Annotated in this window: 21 protein-coding genes; 15 read left to right on the forward strand and 6 right to left on the reverse strand. The window is 61.5% G+C overall.

Features of this window, described 5'->3' with window-relative positions; translation table 11 throughout:
* Positions 1-15 precede the first annotated feature (15 nt).
* The gene (locus tag N4J17_RS04230) at positions 16-498 is read right to left on the reverse strand and encodes a MarR family winged helix-turn-helix transcriptional regulator (protein ID WP_198323080.1); all 483 of its coding nucleotides are present in this window, start codon (positions 496-498) and stop codon (positions 16-18) included.
* 109 nt (positions 499-607) lie between these two features.
* Here N4J17_RS04230 and N4J17_RS04235 point away from each other — a divergent pair, with 109 nt between their 5' ends.
* Genes N4J17_RS04235 through N4J17_RS04245 form a run of 3 tightly spaced genes read left to right on the forward strand, consistent with a single transcriptional unit; the run spans position 608 to position 1,847 of the window.
* A complete protein-coding gene (locus N4J17_RS04235; RefSeq protein ID WP_277458474.1) occupies positions 608-1,066 on the forward strand; it encodes a VOC family protein in 459 nt (152 codons plus the stop codon).
* Positions 1,067-1,078: 12 nt separating this feature from the next.
* Positions 1,079-1,429, forward strand: a complete 351-nt coding sequence (locus tag N4J17_RS04240; RefSeq protein WP_198323082.1) for a DUF1428 domain-containing protein — start codon at positions 1,079-1,081, stop codon at positions 1,427-1,429.
* On the forward strand, positions 1,422-1,847 hold the full coding sequence (locus N4J17_RS04245; protein ID WP_198323083.1) for an SRPBCC domain-containing protein: 426 nt from the start codon (positions 1,422-1,424) through the stop codon (positions 1,845-1,847). Before N4J17_RS04240 ends, N4J17_RS04245 begins: the two co-directional genes overlap by 8 nt.
* A gap of 310 nt (positions 1,848-2,157) precedes the next feature.
* Here the strand turns inward: N4J17_RS04245 and N4J17_RS04250 are convergent, their stop codons facing one another.
* Positions 2,158-2,604, reverse strand: a complete 447-nt coding sequence (locus tag N4J17_RS04250; RefSeq protein ID WP_198323084.1) for a hypothetical protein — start codon at positions 2,602-2,604, stop codon at positions 2,158-2,160.
* Positions 2,605-2,614: 10 nt separating this feature from the next.
* Positions 2,615-2,878: a helix-turn-helix transcriptional regulator gene (locus tag N4J17_RS04255; protein WP_198323085.1), complete on the reverse strand. Its 264-nt coding sequence runs from the start codon at positions 2,876-2,878 to the stop codon at positions 2,615-2,617.
* 228 nt (positions 2,879-3,106) lie between these two features.
* On the opposite strand from N4J17_RS04255, the gene N4J17_RS04260 reads away from it, so the two are divergent.
* The 12 genes from N4J17_RS04260 to N4J17_RS04315 all read left to right on the forward strand — a co-directional run bounded on the left by N4J17_RS04260 (position 3,107) and on the right by N4J17_RS04315 (position 13,520).
* Complete coding sequence (locus tag N4J17_RS04260) at positions 3,107-3,568, forward strand: helix-turn-helix domain-containing protein (protein WP_198323086.1); 462 nt, start codon at positions 3,107-3,109, stop codon at positions 3,566-3,568.
* 4 nt (positions 3,569-3,572) lie between these two features.
* Positions 3,573-4,145, forward strand: coding sequence for a PIN domain-containing protein (locus N4J17_RS04265; protein WP_198323087.1), 573 nt, complete (start codon positions 3,573-3,575; stop codon positions 4,143-4,145).
* A gap of 18 nt (positions 4,146-4,163) precedes the next feature.
* Positions 4,164-6,410: a hypothetical protein gene (locus tag N4J17_RS04270; protein ID WP_198323088.1), complete on the forward strand. Its 2,247-nt coding sequence runs from the start codon at positions 4,164-4,166 to the stop codon at positions 6,408-6,410.
* 86 nt (positions 6,411-6,496) lie between these two features.
* Entirely contained in the window at positions 6,497-6,691 is a 195-nt protein-coding gene (locus tag N4J17_RS04275) for a hypothetical protein (protein WP_198323089.1), read from the forward strand.
* A complete protein-coding gene (locus N4J17_RS04280; RefSeq protein ID WP_198323090.1) occupies positions 6,691-7,140 on the forward strand; it encodes a DUF2924 domain-containing protein in 450 nt (149 codons plus the stop codon). The genes N4J17_RS04275 and N4J17_RS04280 overlap by 1 nt, the downstream gene beginning before the upstream one ends.
* On the forward strand, positions 7,137-8,516 hold the full coding sequence (locus N4J17_RS04285) for a recombinase family protein (protein WP_198323091.1): 1,380 nt from the start codon (positions 7,137-7,139) through the stop codon (positions 8,514-8,516). The genes N4J17_RS04280 and N4J17_RS04285 overlap by 4 nt, the downstream gene beginning before the upstream one ends.
* Positions 8,516-8,878 carry a site-specific recombinase resolvase gene (locus tag N4J17_RS04290; protein ID WP_198323092.1) on the forward strand — a complete coding sequence of 121 codons (363 nt, stop codon included), beginning with the start codon at positions 8,516-8,518 and terminating at the stop codon, positions 8,876-8,878. The genes N4J17_RS04285 and N4J17_RS04290 overlap by 1 nt, the downstream gene beginning before the upstream one ends.
* Positions 8,879-8,886: 8 nt before the next feature.
* Positions 8,887-9,447, forward strand: a complete 561-nt coding sequence (locus tag N4J17_RS04295; RefSeq protein ID WP_198323093.1) for a hypothetical protein — start codon at positions 8,887-8,889, stop codon at positions 9,445-9,447.
* A 440-nt stretch (positions 9,448-9,887) separates the two neighbouring features.
* Complete coding sequence (locus N4J17_RS04300) at positions 9,888-10,064, forward strand: helix-turn-helix domain-containing protein (protein WP_198323094.1); 177 nt, start codon at positions 9,888-9,890, stop codon at positions 10,062-10,064.
* Positions 10,065-10,142: 78 nt separating this feature from the next.
* Positions 10,143-10,976, forward strand: coding sequence for a vWA domain-containing protein (locus N4J17_RS04305; RefSeq protein ID WP_198323095.1), 834 nt, complete (start codon positions 10,143-10,145; stop codon positions 10,974-10,976).
* 14 nt (positions 10,977-10,990) lie between these two features.
* Positions 10,991-11,743 carry a hypothetical protein gene (locus tag N4J17_RS04310; RefSeq protein ID WP_198323096.1) on the forward strand — a complete coding sequence of 251 codons (753 nt, stop codon included), beginning with the start codon at positions 10,991-10,993 and terminating at the stop codon, positions 11,741-11,743.
* A complete protein-coding gene (locus tag N4J17_RS04315) occupies positions 11,724-13,520 on the forward strand; it encodes a protein kinase family protein (RefSeq protein WP_198323097.1) in 1,797 nt (598 codons plus the stop codon). The genes N4J17_RS04310 and N4J17_RS04315 overlap by 20 nt, the downstream gene beginning before the upstream one ends.
* 82 nt (positions 13,521-13,602) lie before the next feature.
* Here the strand turns inward: N4J17_RS04315 and N4J17_RS04320 are convergent, their stop codons facing one another.
* Genes N4J17_RS04320 through N4J17_RS04330 form a run of 3 tightly spaced genes read right to left on the reverse strand, consistent with a single transcriptional unit; the run spans position 13,603 to position 15,525 of the window.
* Positions 13,603-14,565 (reverse strand): VWA domain-containing protein, encoded by a 963-nt coding sequence (locus tag N4J17_RS04320; RefSeq protein WP_198323098.1) that lies wholly within the window; start codon positions 14,563-14,565, stop codon positions 13,603-13,605.
* Positions 14,566-14,567: 2 nt separating this feature from the next.
* On the reverse strand, positions 14,568-15,110 hold the full coding sequence (locus N4J17_RS04325; RefSeq protein WP_198323099.1) for a VIT domain-containing protein: 543 nt from the start codon (positions 15,108-15,110) through the stop codon (positions 14,568-14,570).
* On the reverse strand, positions 15,094-15,525 hold the full coding sequence (locus tag N4J17_RS04330) for a helix-turn-helix domain-containing protein (protein WP_198323100.1): 432 nt from the start codon (positions 15,523-15,525) through the stop codon (positions 15,094-15,096). The genes N4J17_RS04325 and N4J17_RS04330 overlap by 17 nt, the downstream gene beginning before the upstream one ends.
* Positions 15,526-15,731 lie beyond the last annotated feature (206 nt).

Genomic DNA, 15,731 nt, shown 5'->3' on the forward strand with positions numbered 1-15,731 from the left:
TCAGTCCATTGCCGCTCAAGGGGCAGACGGACCCTTCGGTGTTTCGCGGTTCGGCCGAATCGGCGAAGTCACCCGGCCGAGCAAGGCCCGCAGTGCTGGCGCATCGCCGAATTGCCGTTCGAGCGCCGCATGGGCGTCACACCATAACGGATAAGCCTGCTTCAGCAGGGCATGGCCAGCAGTCGTCAAGCGGACGCGGCGCTTGCGGCGATCCTGCTCATCGACGATCACCGCCAGCAGCCCTCGTCGTTCCAGCGGCTTGATCAGCGCCGTCAACGTGGTTCGATCCATGGCCAGGAAGGAGGCGAGTTCGCCCACGGTGGGCGCCTGCGGGCGATTCAGCGCCATCAGCAGGGAGAACTGCCCGTTGGTCAGGTCCAGCGGACGAAACACCTCGTCGAAGTGACGGGCGAGCACGCGCGCCGCCCGCTGCACGTGCAGGCACAGACACGCTTGGGCCACTTCGACGGTCTTGACATGGGGAAAGGTATCGCGCACACTTGCAATTATGTTGATATCAACTCAGATTGTCCACAGTTCACACGCCCCGCGTTCGCCCCCAGATCCTTGCCATTCAGGAGACCGCCAGCCGACCCCGAAGAACACCGTGTGCATCTGGTACGACTGCGAGGCCGAAGAAGCCGCGCGTTTCTATGCATCGGTCTTTCCCGACAGCGCGGTGACTTCGATCAGCCGGGCTCCGGCCGATTACCCCTCGGGCAAGGCGGGCGATGTGCTGGTGGTGGGCTTCACCGTCTGCGGCATCCCCTGCATCGGCCTCAACGGCGGGCCGATCTTCCCGCACACCGAAGCCTTCTCGTTCCAGATCGCCACCGACACGCAGGAGGAAACCGACCGCTACTGGAACGCCCTGGTCGGCAACGGCGGCGCGGAGAGCGAATGCGGCTGGTGCAAGGACCGCTGGGGCGTGAACTGGCAGATCACCCCGCGCACGCTGACCGAGGCGTTGGCCGCGGGTGGTGCCGAGGCCGAGCGCGCCTTCGCCGCGATGATGACGATGAAGAAAATCGACCACGCTGCCATCGACGCGGCCCGGCGCGGATGAAGGAGAGCAGCCATGTACGTGGACGGATTCCTGCTTGCGGTACCCATCGCCAACCGCGAGGCCTATCGCCAGCATGCCGAGGCCGTGGCGCCAGTGTTCCGCGAACACGGGGCGCTGAGCCTGGTCGAGACCTGGGGCGACGACGTGCCCGAAGGCAAGCTCAATTCGAGGCGCTCGGCGGTGCTGCTCAAACCCGATGAAACGGTGGTGTTCGCCTGGATCACCTGGCCCGACAAAGCCACGCGCGATGCCGGCATGGCCAAGGTGGCCGCCGACCTGCGGGCCAGGGGCAACATGGCGGACATGCCCTTCAACGCCCAGCGCATGATCTTCGGCGGCTTCGAGGTGATCGTCGATGCCTGAGAACGCCACACCCATCACCATCGACGCCTTCGTGCCGGTGTCGCCCGCGGGGGCCTGGGCGGCCTACACCGCGCCTGAGGCGATCACGCAATGGAACCAGGCCTCGCCCGACTGGCATTGCCCCTGGGTGCGTGTCGATCTGAGGGTCGGCGGCCGCCATGTCGCCCGTATGGAGGCGCGCGACGGGTCGATGGGCTTTGAGTACGAAGGCACCTATGAAGCGATGGACGCGCCGAGCGCCCTGACCTTGCGGCTCGACGACGGGCGCCGCGTACACACGACCTTCATCTCCAAGGGCGCGGGCACCCGCGTGACCACCACCTTCGACCCCGAGGGCACGCATCCCATCGACCTCCAGCGCCTGGGCTGGCAGGCGATTTTCGATCGCTACGCGGCTTTCGCCGCCACCGCAGGCTGACCGCCATGCAGGACAAGACGCATTACGCCAATGGCCGGCCCGTTTCCGGCGGGATGGTGAGACGCTCACCTATTCCTTCAAGACCGGGCTCAAGAAGGCCGAGCGCCGATCGGTCGGTGGCGTCATGCCTAGCGAATGGCGCTTCTGGCGCCAGACGGGCGAGTCTTGGCCGGGTGGGCCTGATCGACGAATACCGGATCTGTTCGTATCTGGCCGTGATGAGACAGGGGCTGCATCACATCGCTTACAGCCTACCGCCGCTGTGGCTTTTAGCCCACGAACCGATCCGCGATAGCGACCCGATACGCCGCTACCGATCGGCAGGCGCCCGATGACCGCCCGAACGTCGCCTTTGGTCGATGCCTACCTTGCCGCCCTGCCGGATGCGCAGTGCGGGGCGCTCGTACGGCTGCGGGCGTTCCTTGGTGAGGCCATCCCGGACGCGGTGGAAACTATCCGAACCCGCGTGCCGGCGCTGCAATACCGGGGCAAGACAGTCGCGGGCTTTGGCGCGGCACGGCGCCATGTAGCGCTCTATGTGATGGTCGGCAATGCTCTGCGCCTCCATGGGCACCGCTTCGCGGGCTTCGAGGTCACCGACGGCGTGCTGCGCTTTGACCCAGCGCGGCCGCTGCCCGACGCGCTGGTTCTCGAGGTGGTGCGCCACCGCCTCGCCGAGATCGACGCCCAGCTGGCAGATGCCGCCCGGCGCCGACGTGGCGGCGAGGTCAGCCGGGAGGATGGTGAGATTCGTCATGGCCGCCCCCTCACTGGTACGCCCGGGCGAAGGTCGAGTAGCGCGAGACGCGCCGCTCGAACGCTTCGACTTCGGAGATCAGGTAGGTGACGCGCGCCCCGAGCTTGCAGAAGACGGGACCGAGCTGTTCCTGCCGCCAGCGGCGCAGGGTTTTGACGGAGAGCCCCCAGCGGGCGGCGAGCTCGTGCTCGTCAAGAGCGATGCGCGTGGCACCGTCCGGGCGGGGCCGGCTGGGTTTTCGGCCGGATTGAACAGAAGGGACTTGGTTTTGCATTGCGGGACTCCTCTTGTTTGGGAGTCCCTATTGAATTGCTCCACGCTTTGGGCTTGCGCGAGCGCGTTCTGGGCGCCGATAAGCCGGGCTCGTCGGGGCAAGTGCAACCCCTGAACAGCTAAGTCTTTGACTTGCAATGCTTTCGCCGCGCCGTTTCGGTTATTGCGATTTCGGATATTTCGTTTATAATGGCTTCAGACCAAACTTTGACCCGACGAGGAGAGCCTCATGAACACTCCCGCCATCCCGAAAACGTTGCCTTCGGCCGAGGACATCGCGCTTGCCCGGGAATCCGGGCGCGTGCTCTCGACCGTGCTCCAGACCCGTGCCGAAACCCAGCAGATCGACTTCCATGACGAAAAGGGCGCGGTGCGCACCGTATCGATCCCGACTTCGGCGTTGCGCCTGCTGCTCGACGTCCTGACCGAGATCGGCCAGGGCAACGCCGTGTCGATCATCCCCATCCATGCCGAGCTGACGACGCAGGAGGCTGCCGACGTGCTCAACGTCTCGCGCCCCTTCCTCGTCCAGTTGCTGGAGAAAGGCGATATCCCGTTCCACAAGATCGGCACGCATCGCCGCGTGCGCTACCAGGACGTGATCGCCTACAAGAGCCGGATCGACGCCGAGCGCCGCAAGGCGCTCGATGAACTGGCGGCCCAGGCCCAGGAACTCGGCATGGGGTATTGACTGGATGAGTTCGCACTTCACCGTCGTCTATGACGCCTGCGTGCTCTATCCGGCACCCCTGCGCGACCTGTTGATGCATCTGGCGCTGTCGGATCTGTACCGGGCGCGCTGGAGCGACATGATTCACGATGAGTGGACGCGCAACGTACTGGCCAGCCGTCCCGATCTCACTCAAGACCAGCTGAACCGGACGCGCCAGCTGATGAACGCCCACGTCCGGGATTGCCTGGTCACCGGCTTCGAGTACCTGATTCCCTCGATCGATCTGTCCGATCCGGACGACCGCCATGTGGTGGCGGCCGCCATCCACTCCGGGGCCAGCCTGATCGTGACCTTCAATCTCAAGGACTTCCCGCCCGAGGCGCTCAGGCCCTACAACCTCGCCGCCCAGCATCCGGACGACTTCATCGTCGATCTGCTGGACCTGCATCCGGCAGGAGTGCTGGAGGCTGCAGCCAGCCACCGGCGATCACTGAAGAACCCGCCCAAGACGGCGGACGAATATCTGGACACCCTGCTGGCGCAGGGGCTGACGCAATCGGTGGCGGTGATGCGCCAATGGAGCGTGGCCATGTGAACGGCCAAGGGAGAAAGCATGGGCAAGAAGACCCTGACCAACTCGCACTGCCTGCTGGAACTGATCGAGAAGGCTCCAGCTCAGACTCTCAAGGCTTTTTCCGGGCTCCCCGAATGCCAGGCGCTGACTCGTGGCTTCGACTGGTCACAGGATGCCGCTGCGCTACCCGCCGCCCTGATCGAACACGTCAGACATCTGCGCAAAGATCAGCGAGACCCTGCCGAGCGCGAGGCACTGCGCGTACTGCGTCTGGCATCCCCGCGTGGCGCGCAAATCCTCACGACCGTCGCCGATCAGCTCAACGACAACGACCTGATCGAAGCTTTTATGTCCCAGGACGGCGGTGAGATCGGTCGCGCGGTCTGGATGCGAACCCATTCCGACGAGGCGGCACGGCTGTTCGACGTCGCCGAGTCGATCCTGAATACCGGCGATCTTCGCGGCAACAAGCGGCTGCACGATGCCTTCGACGTGCCTTGCGACGAAGCGCCGCCATTTATCTGGAACGACTCCGTCAAGAAGCAACCGGAAACCCAGCTGACCAGCGAGATGCGATTGGTCGAGCCCTGCGAGGTCATCCATATCGAGATGGCCGACGATGACACCAAGGGAGAGAACCGCAAGACGCATTACCTCGTCGTCCGCTTTGCCGGCGAGCAAGTCACGGCGGTGCAGGTGATCAACCGCAATCGCCGCAGCTTCTGCTACTTCCCGGCGCGTGACGCCACGCTCATTTACGCGCCCCATCGCAAGATGGTCGAGGTCTACGCGCACACACTCTCCACCCGGGCGCCGTTGGCGAACGTGCTGTCCAAGCACGGTTTCAAGATGCCGTTGTCGAACCGGCCGCTGGACCGCTCCCGCTATGACCTGTCTCGCTTCGCGCGACCGCTCAAGGACGAGAAGCCTCGCATCGACGGCGCGAAGGTCGAGCGTCTTTATCTGATCGAGGCCAAGGCCCTGCTCGGTCACGCCACGGACGCCGTCACGCTGCACATCGACAGCGGTGCAGAGCTGCATGAGCTGATCGACGAGCGCTGGGGCAACCATCCCTTCGCGCAGCCCGGCGCCTTGCTCGGCGTGACGCTGGTCGCCGACCTCGTGTTCGAGGGCGAGACGAGTGTCACGCCCCTGTCCATCGTGCTTGCCGAGCCGGGGCGGTGCAGCCTGTCCGGTGAGAAGGATCAGCGCGTGCGCCGTGTCGGGATGCAACTGCTCGAGGCACTGGGTGTGCGCAAGCCCTTGCACCCCGGCTCGGGTGTGGACGATCCGAACCTGATCGCCCAGGTGGCCAGGCTGCTCGAATGCGCGACCAGTCCGCTGGACGGCTTCGCACTGGCCAAGCTGGGCATCGACATCGACCACCTCGAAGACGAGGGCATCCTCACCGAGGGGGAACGGATCACGGAAACGGTCGTCCAGTTGGACGATGGTGCGCCCTTCACGGTGAAGCTGGAGCGTTGCGCCGACCAGAATCAGGTGCGCTACCGTGACCCGCTGACGGGGACGGACGTCGTCCTGCCCGCCAAGCTGGCACGTCGCTGGAAGGTGCAACTGAACTGGCTGCGCGAGGAGATCATCACCGCGCTCGGGTCGGCCTTAAAGGGCGTACGTGGCAGGCACCTCGACGACGAACCCGTGTTCCTCGGGGAGATGGACATCGATGGACACGCGGTCGCGCTGTACTTCGCTGCGAAGATGTCCAGTGAACGGCAGTACGCCAGGGTCGACGCCGCACTGCGTCTGCGCCCGCGCGCCGTGCCAGGCATCGTGCTCACCACCGCCTCGATCCCGTTTCCGTTCGCGGGAACCAACGTGGTGATCCCCATCGAGGATGTCCTGTCCGATGGCGGTGACGGCTCGGCCATCGACACGACGCGGCTGAAGGTGGCCTACCGGCACGGGCAACTCGCGGCGATGGGCGGCACTACGGTCAGCCTGAAGGTGTCCGCTGACGGTTACTCGGCCACGCTGTACCTGCCGGGCAAGGCGCCTTGGAAGGTGACGAACAAGGCCAAGATCGCCGTGCTGCAGCGGCTGGTTGACGCCTACACGGCGGGCACACCCCACGTGAACACCAAGAAGCTGATGGAGGACACCGGCTGCGCTTCGCCCGCCAACCTGTTCTCCAAAAACTCGCCCTGGCGCGCCTATCTGGTGAAAGTCAAAGGCGCGCATGCGTGGCAACTGAATCTGCCGACGCTCGACGCCCCGGTCGATGACGACACCGAGGTCGAGACGGAAGAAGCGGCAATGGCAGGCTGACACCCGGCGGCCATTACCCTGCGTTGCCATCCGCTTCGGAGGATCAGGCCCACTATTTGTGACGGTTGCAATTCCTTGGAGCCGTCATGAAGAACCTCGAATTCGCATCACCCGCGGAGATGTCATCCAGCGCCCGTGCTGGCGAAATCACCGCCATCCTTGCGGCCGCCATTGTCCGCACACTCATCGCCGACGAGCCAAAACAGAGAGAAGAAGTTGGCCTTGGCTTCCTGCCCGACCAGCGCGTTCATACAACCCCCTATCAACAGGAGAAGTTGTGATGAACGAGAAACAAGCATCCGTCGCGGCGCGCATTGCCGATCTGGCCTGCCTGCCGATGTCCGAACTCTGGGCGCTGTGGGATCGGTACTTTCCGCGCCGCCCGGATTATCCGAATCGCACGCACGTCGAGTCGCGCATCGCCTACAAACTGCAAGAGGAAGCCTTCGGCGGTCTCGCGCCCGAGACGAAGCAGCGGCTGGAAGCCATCGGCGCGAGGCATTCCAAGATCAAGCTGCGGGCCAAGCCTCGGGAGTTTCACTTTCCACCCGGCACGGTGCTGTTGCGCGAATGGGGCGAGCGCGAGCACCGGGTGACGGTCAACGCCGAGGGCCGTTTCGAGTACGAGGGCCACACCTTCAAAAGCTTGACGGCGGTGGCCCGGCACATCACCGGCCAGCACTGGAGCGGGCCGCTGTTCTTTGGCCTCGGCAAGGGAGGTGCGCGATGAACGAAATCGCCGCTAGCCGCGCCCGCAAGCGCTGCGCCGTCTACTGCCGGGTGTCCTCAGATGAACGCCTCGACCAGGAATTCAATTCCATCGACGCCCAGAAGGAGGCTGGCCACGCCTTCATTGCAAGCCAACGCGCCGAGGGCTGGATTCCAGTGGCCGACGACTACGACGACCCTGGCTTTTCCGGCGGCAACATGGACCGGCCCGCATTGAAACGCCTGCTGGCGGACATCGAGCGCGGCCTGATCGACATCGTCGTTGTCTACAAGATCGACCGCCTGACGCGCAGTCTTGCCGACTTCGCCAAGATGGTGGAGTTGTTCGATCAGCGCGGTGTGAGCTTCAGCGCCGTCACGCAACAGATCAACTCGGCCACCTCGATGGGCAGGTTGATGCTCAACGTCCTGCTGTCCTTCGCCCAGTTCGAGCGTGAGGTCACCGGCGAGCGCATCCGCGACAAGATCGCCGCCGCCAAGAAGAAGGGGCTGTGGATGGGCGGCGTCCCGCCGCTGGGCTACGACGTCGTCAACCGCCAGTTGGTCATCAACAAGGCCGAGGCGGCGGTGGTGCGCCGTATCTTCGAGGAGATGCTAACCATCGGCTCGCCGACACAGATCGCCGCCAACCTGACCGCTGAGGGCATCACCACCAAGGCCTGGACGACGCAGGAGGGCCAGACCCGCAGCGGCACGCGCATCGACAAGAAGTACCTGCACAAGCTGCTGCGCAACCGCATCTACCTGGGGGAGTTGTCGCACAAGGGAAACTGGTATCCCGGCGCGCACCCGCCGATCATCGACCGGGCGCTGTGGGACAAGGTTCACGCGGTGCTGGCTAAGGACGGCCACGCCCGGCCGGTGGAAACCAAGATTCGGTCGCGCACCGACGCCTTGTTGCGGGGTCTGCTGTACGCCCCCTCAGGTGAACGGATGTACCCGACCTACTCGCGCAAGAACGGGCGCAAGTACCGCTACTACGTCTCCAAGTCGGAGAGCCGCTTCGGCGCACCGGGCAAGAGCTACGAACGCCTGCCCGCGCCGGAGATCGAGGCGGCGGTCGTGGCCCAGATCCGCACGGTACTGACCAGCCCCGAGTCCATCGCATCGGTGGTGCGCCACATCCAGCGCAACGGGGCCCAGATCGATGAGGCCAGCACGGTGATGGCGATGGGTCGGCTCAACGACGTGTGGGATCACCTGTTCCCGGTCGAGCGCCACCGCATCGCCAACCTGATGATCGAACGCATCGACCTCGTCCACATCGGCGAGGTGCAAGGCATCAAGGTGAAGTGGCGGGAGTTGGGCTGGGACAAGCTGATCGGTGAATTCGCGCCAAGGGAGATCGGCGCGGAACTGATGGAGGTCGAGGCCTGATGAACAGCCCGCTGGAAACTTTCGTGCCCCTGCACTTCAAGCGAAAGAAGGGAAAACTGATGGTCGACGGGAGGGAGGGGGCGCACGACGTCCGCATCATCGAGGCTGTGGCCCGGGCGATGCACTGGCACGCCCTGCTGGACACGGGCGCGTTCAAGAGTGTGGTCGAAATCGCCAAGGCCGAAGGGTTGATGCCGACAACGGTCGGCCGGCTGCTGAGGTTGGCGCGGCTGGCTCCCGACATCGTCGAGCAGTTGATGATGGGCTGCCAGCCGCGGCGGCTCACACTGCTGTGGCTGATGCGTAACGACATCCCCGCGCTCTGGGCAGATCAGCGCCAGATGCTTGAACGATTCCGGTAGGAGGCGAAATGAGCAGCAAAAAACACTATGGCAGGCAGACAGGTCGCCCGATTACCCATGAACTCACAACCCCCGCCGGTGGTGTGCGACTGGAGACCTTCGTACCCTGGACGCTGGTAAGGCGAGGGTTGAAGAAGCGGGTCATCACGCCATTGGACGCGCCGCAGGAATTTCTGGTTGAGGCCATCCGGGAGCGGGAAACACTGGCAACAGCACAGGACAGCGCGCTGATTCGTGCGCTCGGACTGGCGCACCATTGGCAGCGGCTGCTGGATGAGGAACGGGCGGCGTCCGTTGCCGAAATCGCCAAGGCCGAAGGCATGAACGTGACGCAGGTGCGCCGTGTCATGCGGCTAACCCTGTTGGCCCCGGAGGTCATCGAACGGTTGGTGGGTGCGCCCGACATCGTGCTGGAGCAGGTGATGCGCCGTCCCTGGCCCGGCAGCTGGTCTGAGCAGTTTAGATTCATGCGCGCTACCGTAACGTCTGCCTTTCGACCAACACCAGCAAGCACAATGATGGCCGCAACCGCTCGTGACACGCACAGCGATGGAAACGGGTCAACCTAATCCTTCTTGCTGCGCATCCTTTCCAAAATCTCCTGATTCTTACTAAGTGAATGAGTTGCTGTTGGCTGTGCCTGTCCTATGCCCTGCGGTTCCCGAGAATGATCTATGCTAGGAATCTCTGACTCTTGCCCCTGTGGTGTCGCTTCTAGTGGGCACCTTTCCTTCCCGATGCGTCTGGTAATGCGAATGCCGAACGGAAGGCCGACGGAAACCCACCACGTTCCATACTGACTACGCCCGACTCGAAAGCCGGGAACTCCCCAACTCATTCCAAAGTCATGTGGAGGTTGTCGCGTGTTTCTCATGGGCGCTCGCTGGTAGCTTGGTTGACGGTTCCTGTCATCCAAACATTAGGATGGACTAGTTTATCCTGCTTTCCTCGGGTAGTATCCTATTGGCGTAGAAATGTGGAGCGTATGCCTCGTAACCTTGAGCAAGCGATGACAGTGCGGAATCTCGCTGAGTATCTCAACGTAACCGAGAAGACTATCTACCGGCTCGTACAACGCGGAGAGATTCCTGGGTTCAAGGTTGCAGGGGCTTGGAGGTTTCAGCGTGCGGACATTGACGTCTGGATAGACGACCAGAAACGCGCGTCGGTATCGCAGAAGCGGTAGCTGGAAATCGTTAGGGCGAAATTGCCCGTTGTCTGCAGATCGCTCAGTTTTGGTGGATATTTTGGAAGGGAGAATGACATGCCGTACATTGCAGAAATCAGCCGCAGCAATCCAACAGCGTTTCTGTTTCTGGTCGACCAGTCTGGATCGATGGACGACAAAATGTCGTCGGGCCGATCGAAGGCACAACAAGTTGCGGACGTGTTGAACCGAACCCTGGCCACTCTCATCACCCGCTGCACCAAGTCGGAAGGAACCCGGAATTACTTCGACATCGGTGTGATCGGCTATGGTGCGAACGGGGCGTATAACGGGTTCCAGGGCGCACTAGGATCGTCCGTTCTTCATCCTATCTCTGCCATCGAAGCATCTCCGCTGCGGATCGAAGAACGTCAGAAGAAGATGGATGATGGCGCGGGCGGCGTCGTCGAACAATCTATCAAATTCCCGGTTTGGTTTGAACCCCATGCGAGTGGCGGTACGCCGATGTGCCAAGCGATTACAAAGGCTGCAGAGGAACTTGTCGCTTGGTGCGATTCCCATCCGAACAGCTATCCGCCCACCGTTCTTCATATCACAGACGGCGAGTCAACCGATGGCGACCCGGAGGAACTTGCAACACAGATCCGCCAGATCCAGACTGGCGACGGGCCCGTGCTCATGTTTAATCTGCACGTCAGTACCTCTGGCGCGAACCCCGTTGAATTTCCTGCTGCTGAGACGGGACTGCCGGATGCATACGCGAAACTTCTCTTTCGTATGTCGAGTCCCCTGCCAGATCACCTGATTCGGTTCGCCCAAGAAAAGGGATTCAAAGTGAGCATGGAGTCGCGAGGTTTCATGTTCAACGCTGACGCCGTACAGATTGTGGACTTCTTTGACATTGGCACGCGTGCCTCGCAATTGCGATAGCCTTGCCGTTGCGCATGAAGGTACTTTTTGCGGGCCAGGTGCCCAAGGACTCGTCGTTTCCAGACGCGAACGAGGATGCTTTTGTGTTGGCGACCGATATTGGCAGAGTCGCTGTCAGCGATGGGGCATCCGAATCCTTCGACTCAAAGACTTGGGCACACCTACTGACCGCACGCTTCGTTCGCCACCCGGAACTGAGCGCAAGTTGGCTTACTGACGCTGTTGCTGATTATCTCGTCCAATTTGATCTTGCACAGATGTCGTGGTCGAAGCAAGCTGCGTTTGACCGAGGAAGCTTCGCAACCCTTTTGGGGATAGAGGAGTTCCGCGACCACGGCACGGTGGACGTGTTAGGCGTGGGCGATAGTCTTGCTGTGCTGTTGGATGGCGTCGACTTCGTCGACTCATTTCCTTATTTGCGCGCCGAGGAATTTCAACAGCGCCCGGAACTGTTCTCCACTAACTCCACGCTAAACACTTTTTTCTCCTCGCCAGATTTCTTTTCCCGGCATCACAAGACGTGGTGCATCAAGGACAGTACAGCCCCAATTGTCCTGTGCATGACTGATGCACTCGGAGAGTGGGCGCTTCGTCATGCGCAGGAAGGGCGACCTGTCTGGCAGATGCTCGCCGGGATCGAGGACGTACCCAGCCTCGAGGCCTTGGTGCTCCAGGAACGACTGACGAAAAGTATGCGCATTGACGACACGACGCTAGTTAGGTTGTCGTTCGCTACGGCTGACGGGAATGACTTACCCAACTCTTGAACAGTACAACGAAGCGTTCCAGCATCCGCAACTGGCGCTTGCTGACCCTGATCTCAAGAAGGGGGCTATTGCGACGACCGGTCTCGGTTTGCCGCTTGCCCTGTGCGGGGGCTTCGCACTCACTTACACAGTCACGACCGGAGGTGCGAAATATGCGGTTCGCTGCTTCCACAAGCAATCGAATGCTCTTGAGAAGCGCTACAGCGCAATCTCTAACCGCCTCAAGTCCCTGCGTTCCCCGTACTTTCTGGACTTTGAGTTCCAGCCGCAGGGGGTTCGCGTCAATGGTAAGACTTTCCCCGTCGTCAAGATGGCATGGGCATCGGGTGATACCTTGGGCGAGTTTTTGGAGGCGCGCTATCGAAGCAAGAGCGACCTCCAGCAGCTAATTTCATCACTTCGCGCCCTAGCCACGTACCTCGAGGGCCAGAACATCGCACATGGCGATATTCAGCCTGGAAACGTAATGGTGTCAAACGGAGGTCGATCCATTCAGCTCATCGACTACGACGGAATGTTCGTCGATGACCTGCGGAGTCTTGGGAGCGCCGAACTCGGGCACCGAAATTTTCAGCACCCAAGACGAACTGGTAGTTCATGGGGCCCGCGGCTCGACCGCTTCTCCTTCATTGCACTTAATCTCGCGCTCCGAGTACTGGATGCCCATCCGGACTTGTGGACCAAGACCCAATCCGATGGCGATGCCATCCTGTTCAAGGCGAATGATTTTGCTGACCCAAGTCGGTCGGCCATTTTCAGCGATCTGTTTGGACGTCCCCAATTTGCCGAGGACGCAAAGAACTTTGCAGCCATCTGCCAAGCATCTTTCGACAAAATTCCAACGCTTGAGGACTTTCTCGGACGGAAAAACATCCCTCAAGTAGTCATTTCGGTATCACCGACCGCTCCGGTCGCCCCGGCGCAGTACATGTCGGCCTTCCCTGTGCTGAATGCCACGAACTATGCACTCTGTCTCCGACATGTGGGTGATCGCGTAGAACTGATAGGCCGAATCGTCGAAGTCAAACAGGATAAGACTCGTCATGGCAAGCCGTATGTCTTCATCAATTTCGGACCGTGGCAAGGCGAAATCGTCAAGATCAGCATCTGGTCCGAGGGCTTGAGAGCGCTTACACAACGCCCGGACCAAGGCTGGATTGGGAAATGGGTTAGTGTGGTTGGGCTAATGGAGCCTCCATATCGAAGCAGAAAGTACAAATACTCCCACCTGGCGATCAGCATTACGCAAGCAAATCAGCTTCATCTAATCACCGAATCGGAGGCCAGGTTCCGACTGTCTGGTACATCTACGCGATCAGTTGGCTCCACATCTCGCAGTAGCAACAAGGAGATCTTGGACGAAATACGCGGGACCACCAGAACCCCGTCTAGAGCCACAGTGCCCGGCCGAGCGCCAACAACTGCCAATCAGGCGGTGCTACAGGCGATGAAGGGTAGCCAACCAGCGCCAGCACCACGGACCCATGGGCGTTCGCCTGCATATACTCATTCGAGTGCATCCGGAAAATCAGGGACAGCAAAGGACAATTGCTTTATCGCAACGGCTGTTTATGGCCAGGACGCACCCGAAACCAATGCGCTACGCGCTTGGCGTGACAGAGCGCTGACGCCCTCGTTGTTGGGGCGCGTTTTTGTTAAGTGCTACTACGAATTGTCGCCACGGGTTGTCCCGCTCCTCCAGCGAAGCGCACGGCTTACCGCCGTTGTTCGAGCAACGCTGGATTGGCTAGTCCACAGGATTGAGCAGCGCAAATAGTCAGTTATCAGCGTAGGAACGCTGCCGGAAAAGATCTCCGCCCTGCAGTCGGTGAAACGCAGTCCAGTCGCCTCACAGCAATCTAAGTTGTCTCAGCCAAGTTGGCAGCAAGCTGATCGAAGGGTTCGGCCTGCCAGTTCCAGTTGTCCCTGGCAACTTCCTGAAGCGCATAGCTCATGACTCGATCAATCTCCCGCCCCGGCACGACCTGCTTCCAGTCCTTGAGGATGGCACGCTTGAACGCGCGGCCGAACGAATCGCCAATGCCCGACTGGCTAAGGGCATAGACGAAAGCCGCGACCACCTCCGCTTCATCGCGACCCTTCGCGACCAGTTGACGCAGGTTGGCAACGATCACTTCCGGCAACCCGCACTTCGCCAGTTCGTCGATGCGGTTCGGCAGTTTCGGTTGGCGAACCAAGCCGACAAGCTCCAATTCCAGAGCGGCCACGAAACCAGCCGGGGTATCGATAGCAAATTGCGCCGTGGGTTGCTCATTGGGGATACCCGTGGCGTCGTCACCTTTCAGCGCGAAGACGCCATTGAGCGCCTCCTCCATCTCCGTACCGCCCATGTCCGCATCCATCCCGTCGATCAGGTTCCAGGCCTCGGTGATGTAATGCGCCGAGGCCGGCACCATGGTCCGGAAGAAGTGCTTGTAGTCCGACCCGAACAGGGTGATGTTGAAGCTGTCGCCGGAACGCAACTGATCGAGGATGGCCAAAGCCGCCTTGCGGGCCTGGGCGATGCTGGTGCCCGCCATAGAACCGGAGCAATCGATGACCAGTTTCAGTGCCAGGGGCTGGCGCTCCAATTCCGGAATTTGCGGAATCCGCAGAGAGGCCAGGGCGACGTGACCATCGCCATCCGGAATGACGATGCAGGAGGACTGGACCTTGTTCGATGCAAGCGTCAGGATGAAATCGCGATCAAGGAAAGCTCGCTTGTCGAGACGGACGCGCAGTCCGCTATCGGTGCGCTCCATGGCGATATGATGGCTCGGGCTTGCAATGGCTGCCGTGGCGAGGTCGCCCTCGACATCCACGATCAGTTCGAGGGGATACTCGACATCGAGGGCCGACTCGGGAACCTGGTGGGCTTGCAGCCCGGCTGCCCCGGCATCACCGTAGCGTGGCGCATGGTGGTCGGCATCAGGAAGCGCAGTCGGTCACCCTGCCAGTGGAGCAGCAAACCGTAGCGGTAGCGGATCACCGCCGATTCCCCGGCCATCAGGTTGCCCAGGCTGGCGGTGTAGAGGCCGGGACCGGCTTCCTCGAGCATCACGGCGCTGTCGCCGTCGGTGACGGCATTCTCGTAGCGCCGTTCGGCCTCTTTCTTCTCGACCACTTGGCCCCTTAGTTTCTTGCCGGCGATCTCGACCTCAAGGCCAAGCAGCACCGCACCGAAGGGCAGTGGGAAAGTGTAGACCGCCTCGATGTTGGTGTCCCAGGGATTCCGGTACGACTGTTCGACCTCGACTTCGGCCAGCAGGCTCTGGAGCCGGGCATAGGCATTGACCCCCTTCAGGGCAACTTTGCGTCCCTGCCTGTCCTTGAGGATGGCCAGTTGTTCTTCATTCTTCGGCATCATCTTGTCCTTCCTGTCTGGTCTGTTCGTAAAGGGCATTCACGCCCCGGAAGAAAGCCCTCACCTGCTCCGGGCTCAGTCCCGCCCGCGAAGGCTCCAGCGTCACTTCAAGCCCGTCGGCTACCACCAGGTGGCTCCAGACCTCGACCGTGCCCGGCCCACGAGGACGTGGTGGCGGCAGACCGGCTTCCCCAGATCCGGCCAGAATCTCGCGGATCCGTTCTAGGGATAGTCCGGCGTGCTGCCACTTCCTGATCGTCAGCAGCTGCTCCAAGTGACGGTTCGTGTAATAGGCCGCGCGCTTTTCGCCGACGGGGCGGTCGAGCAATCCTTGCTGCACGTAGTAACGCACCGTCCGCCGGGGTAGTTCGGCCAGCGCGGCCAGTTCGTCGATGGAGTAACGGGAGTCGTTGTTCATGACAGTATTAAATACACCGTTACTGTCTATGTCGACTGTCGCTTAATGCATTGCGGATTTGCGCTTAGATTGGTGCCTCGTATTGGCGCTTCATATTTCAGGTCCGCGTAGGAGAGCAATTTCCAACCACAACCGACCGCCCAGAAACCCTCACCAATACAGGAAGTGACCTCGCGCACGCTCGCGAGGCATACAGATAAAAACGG

The sequence above is a fragment of the Methylococcus capsulatus genome (assembly GCF_036864975.1).
GTDB lineage: Bacteria > Pseudomonadota > Gammaproteobacteria > Methylococcales > Methylococcaceae > Methylococcus.

Coding starts and splice junctions, on each gene's coding strand:
- N4J17_RS04240 (WP_198323082.1), top strand. CDS start 1,079: ATGTACGTGGACGGATTCCTGCTTGCGGTACCCATCGCCAACCGCGAG.
- N4J17_RS04245 (WP_198323083.1), top strand. CDS start 1,422: ATGCCTGAGAACGCCACACCCATCACCATCGACGCCTTCGTGCCGGTG.
- N4J17_RS04250 (WP_198323084.1), bottom strand. CDS start 2,604: ATGACGAATCTCACCATCCTCCCGGCTGACCTCGCCGCCACGTCGGCG.
- N4J17_RS04255 (WP_198323085.1), bottom strand. CDS start 2,878: ATGCAAAACCAAGTCCCTTCTGTTCAATCCGGCCGAAAACCCAGCCGG.
- N4J17_RS04260 (WP_198323086.1), top strand. CDS start 3,107: ATGAACACTCCCGCCATCCCGAAAACGTTGCCTTCGGCCGAGGACATC.
- N4J17_RS04265 (WP_198323087.1), top strand. CDS start 3,573: ATGAGTTCGCACTTCACCGTCGTCTATGACGCCTGCGTGCTCTATCCG.
- N4J17_RS04270 (WP_198323088.1), top strand. CDS start 4,164: ATGGGCAAGAAGACCCTGACCAACTCGCACTGCCTGCTGGAACTGATC.
- N4J17_RS04275 (WP_198323089.1), top strand. CDS start 6,497: ATGAAGAACCTCGAATTCGCATCACCCGCGGAGATGTCATCCAGCGCC.
- N4J17_RS04280 (WP_198323090.1), top strand. CDS start 6,691: ATGAACGAGAAACAAGCATCCGTCGCGGCGCGCATTGCCGATCTGGCC.
- N4J17_RS04285 (WP_198323091.1), top strand. CDS start 7,137: ATGAACGAAATCGCCGCTAGCCGCGCCCGCAAGCGCTGCGCCGTCTAC.
- N4J17_RS04290 (WP_198323092.1), top strand. CDS start 8,516: ATGAACAGCCCGCTGGAAACTTTCGTGCCCCTGCACTTCAAGCGAAAG.
- N4J17_RS04295 (WP_198323093.1), top strand. CDS start 8,887: ATGAGCAGCAAAAAACACTATGGCAGGCAGACAGGTCGCCCGATTACC.
- N4J17_RS04300 (WP_198323094.1), top strand. CDS start 9,888: ATGACAGTGCGGAATCTCGCTGAGTATCTCAACGTAACCGAGAAGACT.
- N4J17_RS04305 (WP_198323095.1), top strand. CDS start 10,143: ATGCCGTACATTGCAGAAATCAGCCGCAGCAATCCAACAGCGTTTCTG.
- N4J17_RS04310 (WP_198323096.1), top strand. CDS start 10,991: ATGAAGGTACTTTTTGCGGGCCAGGTGCCCAAGGACTCGTCGTTTCCA.
- N4J17_RS04315 (WP_198323097.1), top strand. CDS start 11,724: ATGACTTACCCAACTCTTGAACAGTACAACGAAGCGTTCCAGCATCCG.
- N4J17_RS04325 (WP_198323099.1), bottom strand. CDS start 15,110: ATGATGCCGAAGAATGAAGAACAACTGGCCATCCTCAAGGACAGGCAG.
- N4J17_RS04330 (WP_198323100.1), bottom strand. CDS start 15,525: ATGAACAACGACTCCCGTTACTCCATCGACGAACTGGCCGCGCTGGCC.